The following is a 15086-nucleotide window of genomic DNA, read 5'->3' as shown; positions in this document are numbered from 1 at the left end:
CGATGAAGGATCTGCCCCTGCAACGGCGGCGCTGGATCGCCGACACGGTCCGCGGCCACGGCGCGGTCACCAGCCGGGAGGTGTGCCTGCGCTTCCAGGTCTCGATCTCCACCGCGATCCGTGACCTCGACGCCGTCTCCCAGCACCTGGGCCACCGCGTCCGCGGCGGCCTGGTCCGCGACGCCCTGGGTTGAGAGCTGGGAGCCCTCGGGACCTCTTTCCCGGTCGGATCACGCCAGTGCCAGGGCCAGGGCCAGGGCACCGACGAGCGGGGCGTCGTCGACGAAGGTGGCGGTCGTCAGCTGTGGCGGGAAGGGCACCGAGCGGGTGAGGGCTGTCGCCACCCGCGGGAGGATGTGCCGGGCGGCACCCATCAAGCCGCCGCCGATGACGACGCGTTGCGGGTCGAGGGTGATGCAGAGGTTGGCGATCGTCCGGGACAGGGTGTCCAGCGCCTCGTCCAGTAGTTCGCCGACGCCGGGTTCGGCGTGCAGGTCGAACAGTTCGGCGGCGGTCACCTCCCGGCCGAGCAGGGCTGAGCCGCGGCGGGCCAGGGCGCTGCCGGAGACCGCCTCCTCCAGCGGGGCGTGGCCGTCGGCGAAGGCCGGGGCGGCGGCGGAGTCGCGCAGGTAGCCGATCTCGCCCGCGGCGCCGTGGGCACCGGGCAGGACCCGGCCGCCGGCCACCAGCGCGGCGGCCAGACCGGTGCCCAGGTTGACGTAGAGGCCGATGTCGACGCCGCGGAGGGCTCCCCAGCGCAGCTCGGCGGCGGCACCGGCGTTGACGTCGTTGTCGATCGCGACGGGGGTGTCACCGAACTCGGTCCGCAGGAGCCGGGGCAGTGCCATGCCGTCCCATCCGGGCACGTTCGGGGCCAGGCGGATCACGTCGTCGCGGACCACGCCGAAGGTCGAGACCCCTACCGCCGCCGGGGTGCTGAGCAGGTCCCGCGCGGCCGTCAGGGTGCGCTCGACGACCTGCAGCGCCCCCCTGGAGCCCTGGGTGGGCAGGCGCATCATGGTGTGCGGGCGGCCGTCGGGTGCGTCGACGGCCGCCGTTCCCAGCGCGACCTTGGTGCCGCCGAAGTCGATCGCCAGTACGTGCCGCGTCACCTCGGCTGCCCCCGCCGGGCGAGCGAGTCGATCGCCACGGCTATGGCGAGCACCGCGGCGGTGACCATGTACCGCACCGAGGAGTCGACGCTGAGCAGCAGCATGCCGTTGGTGATCGACTGGATCACCAGGATCCCCAGCAGCGCGGCGTAGGCCCGGCCCCGGCCGCCGAACAGCGACGTGCCGCCGATGACCGCCGCGGCGATCGCCATGAGCAGGGTGTCGCTGCCGCCGGAGCTCTGGTTGACCGCGGCGAGCCGGCTGGCCGCGAGGATCCCGCCGAACGCGGCCAGGGCGGACCCGGCGACGAACGCGAGGACACGGATCCGGGTGATGTCGATCCCGGCCCGGCGCGCCGCCTCGGCGTTGCCGCCGACCGCGTACATGTGACGGCCGAAGACGGTGTGCCGCAGCATCAGGTCCAGGCACACGACCAGGGTGCCGAAGATGACGAGCAGCAGCGGCACCCCGCGGTCGGCGGTCAGCACCAGCACCACCACCGCGAGGACGGCGGCCAGGCCGGCCAGCCGCAGGGTCAGCCACAGGCCGGAGGTGACCGGCAGGTCGGCCTCGCGGCGCAGCCGCCGGTTGACCAGTGCGCCGGCGCTCCAGCCGGCGACGATGAGCGCGGCCACCAGCCAGCCCGCCCACGGCGGCAGCCAGGTGTCGCTCAGTCGCGCGAGAAACCCGTCGAACGGCAGGTTGATCGTCCCGCCGCGGCCCAGCAGGTACAGCATCAGGCCCTGCCAGCCGATCAGCCCGGCGAGCGTGACGACGAACGAGGGCATCCGCAGCTTGGTGAACATCCAGCCGTGCAGCAGGCCGACCAGCACGGCGCAGCCGAGCGCCGCGGCGACCGCGACCAGCGGGTTCCACCCGTGGCGCACGGACAGGATCGTCATGACGACCGCGCACAGGCCGCTGACCGAGCCGGCCGACAGGTCGATCTCGCCGAGCAGGATCACCATGATGATGCCGAGTGAGATGGTGCCGGTGGCCGCCATCTGCAGGGCCAGGTTGGTGAGGTTCTCCGCCGACAGGAAGTGCTCGTTGAGGGACCCGAACACGACCGCGATCAGGATCAGGCCGCCGACGACCGGCCATGCGCCGAGGTCGGTACGCGTCGCCGCGCGCAACGGTTGCAGCGGCTTGACGAGTGTCGTGGTCATACGGTGCCTCCGGTGATGGCGGCGACGACGGCCTCCGGGGTGGACTCCGCGGTGCTGAACTCGCCGGCGTTGCGGCCCAGCCGGAGCACCACGATCCGGTCGCTCACCGCCCGGACGTCGGCCAGGTTGTGGGAGATGACGAGCACCGCCAGCCCCCGGTCGCGCAGGCGGCGGATCAGGTCGAGCACCTGCGCGGTCTGTTCGACGCCGAGTGCGGCGGTCGGCTCGTCGAGGATCACGACCCGCGGCTCGCCGATGAGCGCCCGGGCGATGGCGACGGACTGCCGCTGGCCGCCGGAGAGCATCGCGACGGGCACCCGGATGTCACGGATCCGGACGTCCAGCGAGGACAGCAGGTCCCGTGCCGAGCGCTCCATCCGGATGTGGTTGAGCACCGTCCAGCGACGGCGTTCGGCGCCGAGGAACAGGTTGCCGACGACGTCGAGGTTCTCGCAGAGCGCGAGGTCCTGGTGGACGGTCGACACGCCGAGCTGCTGCGCCTCGTGCGGGCTCGCGATCCGGACCGGGCGGCCGTCCTGCTCGATCGCCCCGTCGTCCGCGGTGACGACGCCGGAGAGGACCTTGACGAGGGTCGACTTGCCGGCGCCGTTGTCGCCGACCAGGGCGACCACCTCGCCGTCCGGCAGGTCCAGGCTCACCCCGTCGAGAGCCTGGACCGCGCCGTAGCGCTTGCTGATGTTCGAGGCGGCGAGCACTACTGGATTCCCGCCTTGGTGCACGCCGGGACGACCGGTCCGGTGCAGATGTCGGACGCCTTGTAGAAGCCGTCCTTGACGATGGTGTCCTTGATCCGGTCCGCGGTGACCGCGATCGGGTCGAGCAGGAACGCGGGGATGTCCGCGGTGCCGTTGGCGACCTTCGTCGGCGCGGCCGGCTTCTCGCCCTTGGCGAGCGCGACGGCCAGTTCCGCGGACTTCTCCGCCTCCTGACGGATGTCGAGGTAGATGGTCATGTACTGCTCTCCGGTCAGGATCCGTTGCACCGCCGCGAGTTCCGCGTCCTGGCCGGTGATCGGCGGCAGGGCCGGGTAGCCGGCGCGCTTCATCGCCGCGATCGCACCGCCGGCCATGCCGTCGTTGGCGGACAGCACGCCGACGATGGTGTCCCGGCCGAGCGCGGTGATGGCCTGCTCCATCTCCTGCTGGGCCTTGTCCGGGCTCCAGTCGGGCGTGTCGAACTCGCGGCCGATCTGGACCTTGCCGTCGAGGACCTTGTGCGCACCGGTCTTGTAGTCGGCCGAGCTGGGGTCGGTCGGGGCGCCGTTGAGCATGACGATCTTGCCCTTGTCGGCCGTCCCGGCCTTGGTCAGCGCGTCGAGCAGGGCCTGGCCCTGCATCTCGCCGACCCGGACGTTGTTGAAGGAGACGTAGTACTCGTAGCTGATCTCGGAGATCAACCGGTCGTACGCGATGACCGGCACCTTCTTCTGCTTGGCCTGGTTCACCAGCGATGCGACCGCACTGGCGTCGACGGCGTCGAGCACCAGCACGTCGGCGCCCTGGGCCAGGGCGGCCTCCACCTGCTGCTGTTGCTTGGCGGCGTCCTGATCGGCGTTGGCGTAGAGCAGCTTGCAGTCGGCGCACAGCGCCTTCACCTTGGCCTCGAACAGCGGCCGGTCGAACGCCTCGTACCGGGTCGTCTTGGACTCCGGCAGGAACAACGCGATCGTCGGCGCGTCGTCGCCGGTCGGCTTGTCTTTGGCGTTGCCGCCACACCCGCTGACAACGGCGGCCGCGACGACGACTGCGACGAACCATCTGGCTCTCACGGAGGGACACCTTTCCTGAGAAGGGTTCTGCAAGCATGCTGAGCCACCTCGCGAGCCTTGGCAAGGTCCTTTACGAATTTGATAAATGACCTTTCTTAATGGGTGTGGCACGCTGGTCAGGTGCAGACCACCGGCACCGCGAGCACGACCAGCGTGCTGCGGGTGATGAACGAGCGCGCCGTCTTCGCTGAGATCTTCCGGCTGGGCAGGGTGTCGCGCCCCGAGCTGGCCCAGCACACCGGGCTGTCCAAACCCACCGTGGCCGTGGCGCTCACCAACCTCGAACGCGCCGGGCTGCTGCGCCAGGTCGGGATGCGCGCGGGCGCGGCCGGACGCTCCGCGGTGCTGTACGAGGTGCGCCCCGAAGCGGGCTGGGTGTTCGCGGTCGACGTCGGCCGCTCCTACGTCCGCGTCGGCCTGGCCAACCTGGTCGGCACGGTCGTCGCGCGCAAAGACGAGTCGTCGCGGGGCACCCGCGCCCGCGACCTCGTCGCGCAGCTCACCCGCCTCGCCGAGGAGATGGTCGCCACGGCCGGCATCACGCGCGACGACATCACGCTCGCCGTCTTCGGCACCCCCGGCATCCACGACAAGGCGACCGGCGCCCTGCATCTGGCGCCGAACCTGCCCGGCTGGGACCGGCGCGGGAGCGTCGAGCGGCTGGCGGGCATCGCCGGCTCGACGTATGTGGTGGAGAACGACGTCGACCTGGCGGCCGTCGGTGAGGCGAGCTACGGGCTCGGCCGCGGTGTCCGGCATTTCGTCTACGTCTCCATCGGCACCGGCACCGGCATGGGCATCATGATCGACGGCAAGTTGTACCGCGGGTTCCGCGGCGCGGCCGGCGAGATCGGCTACCTGCCGGTCGGTGAGGGCGACCCCCTGCTGGACGCGCCCGCCGCGCGACGCCGCGGCATGTTCGAGTCGGTGGCCTCGGCCGACGGCGTGGTCGCGCTGGCGCGGCGGCTGGGCCTGCACGACGCGGCGAACGCGAAGGACGTCTTCGACGCCGCCCGTGCCGGCGACGAGACCGCGCGGCTGGTCGTGTCCAGAGTGGTGGACCATGTCAGCCACGCGCTCGCCGGGATCACGGCGGTGCTCGATCCGGAGCTCGTCGTCCTCGGCGGCGGCGTCGGCGGCCAGCCCGGCGACCTGCTCACCGGCCCGGTCGCCGAGCGGCTCCGCAACCTCGTCGCGCTGCATCCGCCCCGTATCGAGGTCTCCACGCTCGGCACGGACGCCGTCCTGCTCGGCGCGCTCGCCGTCGGCCTGACCGAGGCACGCGACCTGGTCCTCGACCGGACGGCACCCGCCCGCTGACACCGGCGACGCCGGGGCGGCGGGCCCGCGACCCACCGCCCCCGGACTCCGGATCAAGGCACCGGCACCGAGACGGTCGGGACGTTGTAGCCGCGCACCCGCAGGTGGGCGGGCAACCCGCCCAGGTCGGCGGTGGCGTAGACCGCCGTGATCCGGGTCGACTCGCCGGGGAAGAGCGAGACGTAGTTGTCGGTGTAGGTGACCGGCACGACCTCGGTGCCGCCGCTGCCGGCGGTCACCTCCGGTCGTACGAAGAACGCGATGCCGGTCGGGCTCGTGTTGGTCAACGTGATCGTGACCGTCTCCTGCCCGCCGGCGACCGATCGGGACACGCCCGTGGTGACGCCGGTGTTGGCGGCGAGGCTGTTCAGCCCGGTGAGGTTGGCGTAGGTCTTGACGCTGGTGGAGTACCAGTTCTTCTTGTTGCCCAGCGCGTCGGCCGTGGTGGAGTACCAGTAGAGGTTGTTGCTGACGGTCGTGCCGCTGGAGTCCTTCAGCTGGAGGCGGACGAAGTAGGTCGACGTCAGTCCGGTGACCGCCGGCAGCGTCAGGATCGGCGCGGAGGCGTTCGCGGGCGCGCTGACCGCGATGCTGGTGGTGTACTTCTGGGTCAGGTCCGGGACGTTGTACACCGTGGCCGTGGCGGTCAGCCCGGTCCGGCCGGTGAGGGTGGAGTTCACGACGTATGCGTTGCGGCTGAAGTAGTCGTAGGCGATGTGGACCGGCTCGGTGGCCTTCCTGGTGCCGTAGAACGATCCGCCCGGCTTGAAGTAGTAGTCGTAGAGGTTCCAGTGCAGCGCCGGCCAGGCGTTGTTCTGCATCCACCAGATGCTGCCGAACGACTGGGTGTGCTGCCGGGCGCTCCACGCCTCGAAGAACGAGCGGGTGTTCTCGTAGTTCATCACCTCGGACTTCTTCGAGTAGTCCGCGGCGCTGGTCGTGGTGCCGTAGCGCCGGTTGAGGGCAGTGGTGTAGACGTCGGTGTTGTCGAAGACGCTGCCGCCCCGGCCGACGTGGTAGTTCCAGGCCGGGTTGCCGACCGGCCAGGTCTGTGCCGGGGTGAGGAACCGCGACAGGCTCTCCAGCGGCGGCGGCGCCTCGGTGCCCTCCTCACCGGTGGTCCCGAACGCGGAGCCCTGGCGGGTGAGGTCCCACCACAGCACCGGCGGCTCCCATTTGTAGGGACCGTCCATCTTCATGCCCGCGTTCGCGTTGGACCAGGTCGCGACGTTGTCCACGGTCGGGTTCTGCCAGTGCAGGCCGGCGGCGATGTTCTTGTACGCGGTCAGGTGCGCCGCCGTCGGCGGCTGGTCGCTGCCGTAGTTCCACATGAACGTGCTGGCGTGCGCGCGCAGGGCCCGCATCTGGGTGTCGAGCGATGCCTGGGCGACGGTGGTCTGCTCCGCCGTCCAGCCGCTGTCGTTCTCCCAGGCGCTGCAGCAGACGAATCCCGGCATGACCATGATGCCGGCCGCGTCGGCGAGGTCGTAGAGCTCCTGGTTGCCGAGCGTCCCTTCGAGGCGGATCGTGTTGAGGCCCATGCCCTTCACGTAGTCGACGTGCGCCTTGTTCGTCTTGGTGTCCCACCGTTGCAGCAGGTCCCAGACGTACCCGCCGCCGCGGAACAGGATCGGCTGGCCGTTGACCTTGTACCCGACGAAGGAGGTGCCTTGCACCGTCGTGCGGTAGTCGGTGAACTGCCGGACGCCGAAATTGACCGTCTTGCTGTCGGACGCCGCCCCGGAAACGCTTGCCGCCGTCGTGACCTGGTACAGCTCGGGGCTGCCGAATTGGTACGGCCACCACAGCACGGGGTTGACGACGTGCAGCTGCGGGTAGCCGGCGGGATCGAAGACGAGCTCGCGGCGCTCGCCCGCCGCCAGTGTCACGGTCTGGCCGGCCGTGATCGTCGGCTGGCCCGGCTTGCTGATGGTGGCGGTGACGGTCGTGGTGACCGGCGCCGCCGTCGCGTTGATCGCGTCGGCGTACACGGTGAGGTCGGCCGCGTTGGTGGCGGGCAGCGGCAGGACGGTCTTGACGTACGGGTCACGGACGGCGACCGGGCCCGTCGTGTCGACGGACGTGCGGCCCCAGATGCCGGCGTTCATGTCGGGCGCCTCAGGGTTCCAGTCGACGGTGCACACCGACAGGTCGGCGCAGGCGTGCCGCGGCGGGGTCACCCGGATCGCGACGGCGTTCAACGCGCCGGGCACGATGGCGCCCGTGACGTTGTACTCGTGCGAGACGAACGTGCCGACGGCGTTCGCGTCGAGCTGCGTGCCGTTGAGCCAGACCTGGGCGCGGTAGCTCAGGCCCTGCAGCCGCAGCCAGTAGACCTGCCCGGGGCTCGCGGCCGCGGCGGTGAACTGGCCGCGGTACCACCAGTCCTGGCCGGTCAGGTCCGGCACGGACTGCAGGTTCGTGCCGGCGTAGATGTCGGTGTAGACGTTGTTCGCCACCAGCCCGGCCAGCACGGTCGAGGGCAGGGCGACCGGGCTCCAGCCGGCGGCCGGGTAGCCGACCTGGGAGATCGTGGCGCCGGTGTCGGCCAGGCCGGTGGCGGAGCGCAGGGCCCAGCCCGAGGTCAGCTCGGTGGAGCCCACGGTGGCGGCCGAGGCGCCGCCGGGGCCGAGCGCACCGATGGTCAGGACCGAGGTCACGGTGAGCAGGAGCGCGGCCAATGCCCGACGAGACATCATCCGATTTCGTGACATTTTGCACCTCCGACGGGTGTGCGGAGCCGCACGCCCGGTGGGCGTTGCGGCTCCGCCGGCGGTTACGAGCCGCTCGGCCAGGTGACCTGGGTCGAGTGGTAGTAGTTGATGCCCATGACGTTCCAGCGTGGTCCCTGCGCACCGAGGCGCTGCTTGAACGCGGTGAGGTTGTGCGTGCTCCATGGCGACCAGGCCAGTTCGGCGATCGCGGGCAGCCGCGGGAAGGCCATGTACTCGATGTCGGCCGTGGTCACGAGCGTTTCCGACCACAGCGGTGCCTCGACGCCGAGCACGGCGGTCTCGCCGGCACCGGTGAGGTGGGCACCCGGGTTCCATTCGTACGCCGTGTTCACGTCGATGAGACCGGCCCACTTCTGACCGAGCCTCGTGTTGTTGCGGTATTTCATGTCCAGGTAGGTCTTGTCGGCCGGGGACATGACCACCTTGGTGCCGTTCGCCACCGCCGCGGCCAGCGGCGCGTTGCTGGTGGTGGTGCCCCAGAACTGGGCCACCGTCGAGGGCAGCAGGGTCGCGTTGGCCACGTCGTGCCATCCGACGACGGTCTTGCCGTGCGCGGCGACGATCTGCTGTACCCGGTTGATGAAGTACGAGTAGTCGGCCGCGGTGGTGGAGCTGGCCTCGTCGCCGCCGATGTGCACGTACGGCCCCGGGGTCAGCGCGGCGATCTCCCCGATCACCTGGTCGATGAACGTGTATGTCAGCTCCAGCGGCACGCACAGCGAACTGAACCCGACCTGCGTGCCGGTGTACCGGGCCGGCGCCACGCCGTTGCAGTTGAGCTGCGCGTACGAGGCGAGCGCGGCATTGGTGTGCCCGGGCATGTCGATCTCGGGAATGACCGTGATGTACCGGTCGGCCGCGTAGTTCACGATCGCCGTGTAGTCAGCCTGGGTGTAGTACCCGCCCGGCCCGCCGCCGACCTGCGTGCCGCCGCCGTAGGTCGCCAGGTTCGGCCAGGAGTTGACGGCGATGCGCCAGCCCTGGTCGTCGGACAGGTGCAGGTGCAGTACGTTGATCTTGTACAACGCGAGCTGGTCGAGGTACCGCTGGACCTGGGCCACGGTGAAGAAGTGCCGCGCCACGTCGAGCATCGCGCCGCGGTGCGCGAACCGTGGGAAGTCGACGATCTGCCCGCCCGGCACCGGCCACGGTCCGGACTGGAGGGTCGCCGCGTCGGCGGTCACGGGCAGCAGCTGCCGCAGCGTCTGCACGCCGCGGAACAGCCCGGCGGGCTGGTTGGCCCGGATGGTGATGGCGCTCGCGGTGACGTCGAGTTGGTAGCCCTCGGCGCCGACGCCGGGTGGCGCGCCGGTGAGCAGCAGGGCGATCCCGTCGGCCGGGCCGGCGACGGTGGTGACGACCGGCAGCGGCAGCCCGGTCGAGACCCGCAGCCGGGCCGCGAGCTGGTTGGCGATGGCCGCCGCCGGTGTGGAACCCGGCGCGGCGTAGATGGTGGTGGACGCGGTGATGCCGTGGCTGACCCCGGGCGTGGCGGTGGCCGTGACCGGGACCGGGACGACCGAGCTGAACGCGACAGCGGTCGCGGCGGCGGCGGGAGCGGTGGTGGCGGACAGGAGGGCGGCGACGACGCCGAGGCCGGTGAGGGCCCCGCCGAGTCGTCGTGGCAGGGACGGGGTGGCCATGGCGGTCCTCTCGCAGAACGCACCGGCCTGCGGGCGGGCTCGCACCCACCATCAGGCATTTGCATTTGACGATCCCCAGTCCAGCCAGGATGGCACGGGCCCAAGCGAAAGGCAAGGTGCTTTACAAATGGCGCTCGGGTCATGCGACGCGGCCCGCAGCGCACCGGTTCGTGCGCTGCGGGCCGTCGGCTTCGATCCCTGACTACTTCCCGCCACCGGCGCGGAATGCCACCCAGGCGTCACTCATCCGCTCCGCCTGCCCGGCGGTGAACATGTTCATGCACGAGTCCTGCGAGTAGTCCATGAAGTTGTGGATCGGGTCCAGCCCGGGAGCGCTGCACGTGTCCGCGCCGACCGGGCAGTCGAACTGAGGGATGGCCTCGCGCGGGGTGTCGGCCACGTAGTCGCCGGACGCGGCGCACCCGTGCGCGAAGGTGTGCTCCAGCATCAGCCAGTGCCCGACCTCGTGCGTGAGGGTGTCGCCCTCGGCGTACTTGCCGGCCGTCCCGCCGGGCATCGACTCGTCGAGCATGACCACGCCGTCGATGTAGTCGCGGCCGTTGTTGTACCCCTTCGGGAAGTACGCCCAGCCGAGCAGCCCGCCGCCGATGTTGCCCGCGTACACGTTGAGGGTGCGGGCGTCGCCGGTGTACAGCGCCCGCTTCATGTCCCGCTCGTTCTTGCCCGGCACGACGGTGTACCAGTCACTGTTCACCGTCCAGGTCGTGCTGGTGAGCGAGAACCGGAACGGTGTGTCGGACGCGTCCGCAGCCGTGCGACCCGAGTACGAGTCGTTGAGCACCGCCATCTGCGCCGCGATCAGCGTGTTCCACCGATCCTTCTCGGCTGCGCCGAACGGGTGGTCGGAGATCATGTGAAAGACCGTGGGCACGGTGACGCTGCCGTTGGCCAGACGCGGCGAATCCTTGATCACGCCGTAGGCGTTCGCTTCGTTCTTCGGGTACAGCTCCGGCTCCTGAGCCGTGCCGCCCTCGCTCATCCGCGCCCCGCTGGCACCCGGGTCGCACGCCGCGGCGCCCGCGGAGGCATGCACGGTGCCGGCCGCGCCGGCCACGCCGGAACCGCCGACCGCCGCCACGAAACTCGCCACGGCAGCGGTCATGACCGCCAGTCGTAGCGTTGATCTTCTGCGCATCGTTCACCTTCCACAGACCGCTGTAAGCAGGCGGGATCGTCGCCTCCCGGCATGAGAGCACGGTGCGGTGGTGGCGAGAAGACCCAGTGCGGCAACCAGGGGTCGTAATAGGGTCGGGCGCGTCGCAGCGAGACGAACGCGGCCACGGTCACGCACATGATCGACGGCAGCAGGAGACCTGTGGTGCGCGACTCTTCCGTCCCTATGGGCTGACCACAGGTCCAGGATCGCTCGGCGGGGAGTCTTCGTGCGACACGACGGGGAGCGTCGCGCGCAGTTCCGTGCCGCCGTCCGGCGGGGTCACGACGTCGATCGTCCCACCGAGCGCCTTGACGCGATCCTCCAGGCCGGTCAGACCCGAACCCCGGGCGGAGGCGGCGCAGCCGCACCCGTCGTCGCGGACGGACAGGGCGAGCGCGCGATCTGTGTTTCTGACCCGCACCGTCACGCCCGAAGCCCGGGCGTGCTTCGCCACGTTGCTGAGCGCCTCGGACACGACGTGGTACGCGGCCACCTCGATGCCCTCGGGAAACCTGGTGTCGATGCGTATGTCGTAGTCGGCGGGAACCGGGGAGCGGCGGATCAGCGCTTTCAGCGCGGGCTCGAGACCTCCCTCGGACAGGATCGTCGGATGGATCCCCCGTGAGAGCTCACGCACGTTGTCGGCCAGCTCCTTCAGGCCCTCCTTGATGGACGACAGCTGGACGTGCAGGTCGGACAGTCCCGGCGGGGTGGATGACTCGGCGATCGTCAGTTCGAGGGCCAGCGAGATGAGCCGCTGCTGCACCCTGTCGTGGAGTTCGCGCTCCAGCCGCCGCCGTGTCTCGTCGGACGCGGCGACGATACGGGCGCGGGAGGCGGTGAGCTCGGCCTTGTTCTGGGTGTTGGAGATGCTGGCGGCCAGAAGCTCGGTGAAGTCACAGATGCGAGCCTCGGATTCGGCCGGAAGGGGGGCGGGCCGCGTCACGGCGGCGATCGCGGCCCCCCAGAGACGCCGGTCGACGACGATCGGCGCGGCGACGGTCGAGCAGATGCCCAGTCGGCGCGCCAGGTCCGCGGCAGGTCCGAGGACCCGGGCGTAGTCGTCGACCCGCGCCGGGCAGTGGGACTGGAACACCGCCGTCGCGACGACGGAACCGTCGAGCTTGTAGTTGACGCCGGGCCGCAGAGCGCTTGGTCGTCTGCTCCAGACGGCGACCACGGTCGCGGTGGAGTCCGGCTCGAAGCGCACCACGGTCGCAAGGTCGGTGTCGAAGATCCTGCCGACCTCGGCGGCCACCGCGCCGAACACCTCGGACGGCGGCGCGTCCTGCGCGACCAGCGTCGCCACCCGCCGTAACGCGGCCTGCTCGCTGGTGAGAAGGCTCCGCGCCGTCTCCGCCGCCACGGTCCGGCGCTGGGCCATGGCGGCGAACTCGCCGACGGCGGTCGCCAGCAGGAGGAACACCACGGCCTCCGTCAGGTCGCCGCCGGCGGGGATCCCGATCGGATGCGTGGGTGGCAGGTAGTACCAGTCGAAGGCGAGGAAGCTCGCCAGCGCCACCGGGACGCCGAACACGACGCCGGCGTAGTGGGTGATCGCGACGATGCCGGCGATGCCGAAGACGATGAGGATCTCGATCGGGATGTACGGCCCGACGCGCTGGACGAGGACGCCCACAAGCGGAAACGCGGCAGCACCTGCCAGGAGAGCGAGCGCCGGTCTGCCACCTGCCCGTATGGCCCGCCAGAGTACGGACGTGCTCACAGCCCCGACACTAACGCGGCGCCGACCCGTTCCGGCCACGCCGGACTCAGGCGCTCGGCCGAACGGCAAGTCCCGGCCGCTCGAACGTGTCGGCGCCCGCGTCCGCCGGGCCGTGCGGGTTCTCGGGCACGTTCTGGATCCGTCTCAGGGCGTAGGCGTAGAGGGTGACCATGCAGATCAGGCTGGCGGTCGAGCCGGCGAGCAGGCCCCAGGCGGCGCCGCGCAGGCCGCCGTGGCCGGCACCGAAGGTGAGGCCGCTGAGGGAGACGACGACGAAGAAGACGTATTGCGCGAAGAGCATCCGGGCGCGGTGCATGCCGCGCATCGCGGCGGTGAAGGGGACCTGGAACAGGTAGAGCGCGCCTTGCAGGGCGATGGGCAGGACCAGCGGGGCGGCTTCGGCGAATTTCTGGGTGTGGACCAGTACATAGGAGACGACGGGCCAGAGGGTGAGCACCATGAGCGCGCCGACGACGGCGAAGGCGATCGCCAGTCGGCGGGTCTGGCGGCGCAGGGCGAGGGCGGCCCGGGCGCCTTCGGGGCCGGGTTCGGCGGCGTCGGCGGCATTGCGGGAGACGTGGGGGACCAGCAGGTTCTGGATGGCGGTGATCAGGTTCTGCACGGGTTGGAGCTGGACGGTCTGCACGAAGCGCAGGTTGGCCAGGTCGATCTTGGACAGGCGGCCGGCGACGATGAAGCTGATCGCCAGGACCTGGACCTGGGCCACGACGGCGGTGACGGTGAACCAGCCGGACAGCTGCCTGGTGTCGGCCAGCCAGGCCGGCGGGCTGCCCTGCCAGGGCAGCCGGTGTTCGCGGATGAGGTAGACGGTGATGCCGGCGGTGGCACCGAGACCCCAGCCGGTGAGCAGCCCGCCGGCGCTGCAGGTGTGGGTGAGGATCATGGCGGTGACCATGACGGCCTGGGTGCCGGCCCAGACCAGGTCGATGCCGAGGGCTTTGTCCGGACGGCGGTCGGCCAGATAGTCGAAGCGGGCGGTGTCGTGCAGCATGATCGGGACCATGAACGGCGCGAGCCAGATGAGCTGGCGCAGGTCGATCCCGCCGCGGCCGGGGTGCAGCGCCCACAGGACCACGAAGACGACAGTGGTGATCAGGCCGGAGCACAGCGCGGTGGCCAGGCCGTTGCGGGCCAGGCGCACGCGGGGCTCGCCGTCGTGGCGCGATGCCAGCGCGAGCAGCACGTCACCGACGATCGCCCGATTGAGGCACGTCGCGAAGTAGCCCACCGCGAGCGCCAGGGCGAGCGCGCCGAACTGCCCTTTGGGCAGCAGGATCCCACCCAGGAGGGTGTTCGCCGAGTTGGCGGCGGCGATGACCATCTGGTCGAGCAGCCCGGCACCGGCGAGCCGGCCCCGGACGCGCGGGATGCGCGTCCGCTCAGGCGTCCTGGGTCTGGCCGGCATGATCAACCAGCCTCGGCGGCTGTCCGTCGGTCCGGGTCGCCAGCACCGCGGCGGGAGCGGGCGCACCGAGCACCGGCTCGTCGTAGTGACGCTCGCCGCGGACCGTGGTCAGCACGGCGCGGACGAGCAGTTGGAGGTCGAGCCGCACGCCCTGGTGCTCGATGTAGGCGAGGTCCTTCGCCAGCCGCTCCTGCGGCGGCATGTGGAACCTCTCGATCTGGGCGAGGCAGGCGATGCCGGGCCGCACCGTGTGCCGTTCGGTGTAGCCGGGCACCGACTCGAGGTGCTTGCGGACGAGCACGGTGCGCAGCGGCCGCGGCCCGACCAGGCTCATCGAGCCGCTGAGCACGTTGATCAGCTCGGGGAGCTCGTCGAGGTGCCAGCGCCGCAGCCGGCGACCGACCCTGAGCGTGCGCGGGTCCCCGGCGGGCGACACGACCGGTCCCGTGAGCCGCTCGGCGCCGTACTGCATGCTGCGGAACTTGAACTGGCGGAACGTGCGGCCGCCGCGGCCCACGGAGTTCTTGGTGAAGAAGATCGGCCCGGGCTCCTCGAACCAGATGAGCAGTCCGATGATCGGCCACAGCGGCAACGTGAACGCCAGGCCGACGAGAGCACCTGTCACGTCCAGGACCCGCTTGCCCCGCGGTACCGGGCGCATGGTGCAGGCCTTGTGATACCCCAGGACCGCGCGCTGGACGGCGTGCGACGGCGGCGCGTTGTCCTCGACGATCCCGGCCGTGGCGCCGCTGAGCACGATCCCGCCGGCGAACGATCCGGTGATCAGGATCATGGCGACCCGTGCCGGCACCTCGTGGTCGAGGCGCAGCCAGATCCACGGCGCGGCGATCAGCGCCGCGGTGACGATGAAGGCGACCCGGCAGGCCCAGGCCCGAACCCGCCGGGGGACGGAGGAGGTGAGGACGACGGCGGGCAGCAAGGCCAGCAGCAGCGGGAAGAGCAGCCACCAGATTCTCACGGGATTTCGG

At 70.8% G+C, this 15086-nt stretch carries 12 protein-coding genes; 2 read left to right on the top strand and 10 right to left on the bottom strand.

Going from position 1 to position 15086, the window contains the following annotated elements:
- Positions 1-2 precede the first annotated feature (2 nt).
- A complete protein-coding gene (locus tag AB0I21_RS12070; RefSeq protein ID WP_360560479.1) occupies positions 3-194 on the top strand; it encodes a DeoR family transcriptional regulator in 192 nt (63 codons plus the stop codon).
- A gap of 36 nt (positions 195-230) precedes the next feature.
- Here AB0I21_RS12070 and AB0I21_RS12065 read toward each other — a convergent pair whose 3' ends face one another.
- The 4 genes from AB0I21_RS12065 to AB0I21_RS12050 are packed head-to-tail and all read right to left on the bottom strand — an operon-like array spanning position 231 to position 4070.
- Positions 231-1112, bottom strand: coding sequence for an ROK family protein (locus AB0I21_RS12065; RefSeq protein ID WP_360560477.1), 882 nt, complete (start codon positions 1110-1112; stop codon positions 231-233).
- Complete coding sequence (locus AB0I21_RS12060; RefSeq protein ID WP_360560475.1) at positions 1109-2281, bottom strand: sugar ABC transporter permease; 1173 nt, start codon at positions 2279-2281, stop codon at positions 1109-1111. Before AB0I21_RS12060 ends, AB0I21_RS12065 begins: the two co-directional genes overlap by 4 nt.
- Positions 2278-2997: an ATP-binding cassette domain-containing protein gene (locus tag AB0I21_RS12055; protein WP_360560473.1), complete on the bottom strand. Its 720-nt coding sequence runs from the start codon at positions 2995-2997 to the stop codon at positions 2278-2280. The genes AB0I21_RS12060 and AB0I21_RS12055 overlap by 4 nt, the downstream gene beginning before the upstream one ends.
- Positions 2997-4070: a sugar ABC transporter substrate-binding protein gene (locus tag AB0I21_RS12050; RefSeq protein ID WP_360560471.1), complete on the bottom strand. Its 1074-nt coding sequence runs from the start codon at positions 4068-4070 to the stop codon at positions 2997-2999. The genes AB0I21_RS12055 and AB0I21_RS12050 overlap by 1 nt, the downstream gene beginning before the upstream one ends.
- 120 nt (positions 4071-4190) lie before the next feature.
- Here AB0I21_RS12050 and AB0I21_RS12045 point away from each other — a divergent pair, with 120 nt between their 5' ends.
- Positions 4191-5390 (top strand): ROK family transcriptional regulator, encoded by a 1200-nt coding sequence (locus AB0I21_RS12045; RefSeq protein ID WP_360560470.1) that lies wholly within the window; start codon positions 4191-4193, stop codon positions 5388-5390.
- Between the two features lie 53 nt (positions 5391-5443).
- Here AB0I21_RS12045 and AB0I21_RS12040 read toward each other — a convergent pair whose 3' ends face one another.
- The 6 genes from AB0I21_RS12040 to AB0I21_RS12015 all read right to left on the bottom strand — a co-directional run bounded on the left by AB0I21_RS12040 (position 5444) and on the right by AB0I21_RS12015 (position 15076).
- Positions 5444-8089 (bottom strand): glycoside hydrolase family 2 protein, encoded by a 2646-nt coding sequence (locus AB0I21_RS12040; RefSeq protein ID WP_360560468.1) that lies wholly within the window; start codon positions 8087-8089, stop codon positions 5444-5446.
- 77 nt (positions 8090-8166) lie between these two features.
- Positions 8167-9768, bottom strand: coding sequence for a family 20 glycosylhydrolase (locus AB0I21_RS12035; protein WP_360560467.1), 1602 nt, complete (start codon positions 9766-9768; stop codon positions 8167-8169).
- 202 nt (positions 9769-9970) lie between these two features.
- On the bottom strand, positions 9971-10891 hold the full coding sequence (locus AB0I21_RS12030; RefSeq protein WP_360560465.1) for a zinc metalloprotease: 921 nt from the start codon (positions 10889-10891) through the stop codon (positions 9971-9973).
- 235 nt (positions 10892-11126) lie between these two features.
- Positions 11127-12671 (bottom strand): ATP-binding protein, encoded by a 1545-nt coding sequence (locus AB0I21_RS12025; protein WP_360560463.1) that lies wholly within the window; start codon positions 12669-12671, stop codon positions 11127-11129.
- Between the two features lie 46 nt (positions 12672-12717).
- The gene (locus tag AB0I21_RS12020) at positions 12718-14097 is read right to left on the bottom strand and encodes a hypothetical protein (RefSeq protein WP_360560461.1); all 1380 of its coding nucleotides are present in this window, start codon (positions 14095-14097) and stop codon (positions 12718-12720) included.
- Entirely contained in the window at positions 14072-15076 is a 1005-nt protein-coding gene (locus AB0I21_RS12015; protein ID WP_360560459.1) for a sugar transferase, read from the bottom strand. The genes AB0I21_RS12020 and AB0I21_RS12015 overlap by 26 nt, the downstream gene beginning before the upstream one ends.
- Between the last annotated feature and the right edge of the window lie 10 nt (positions 15077-15086).

The organism is Dactylosporangium sp. NPDC050588 (assembly GCF_040654975.1).
Taxonomy (GTDB): domain Bacteria; phylum Actinomycetota; class Actinomycetes; order Mycobacteriales; family Micromonosporaceae; genus Dactylosporangium; species Dactylosporangium maewongense.
This window is presented reverse-complemented; position numbering and strand designations above follow the sequence as displayed.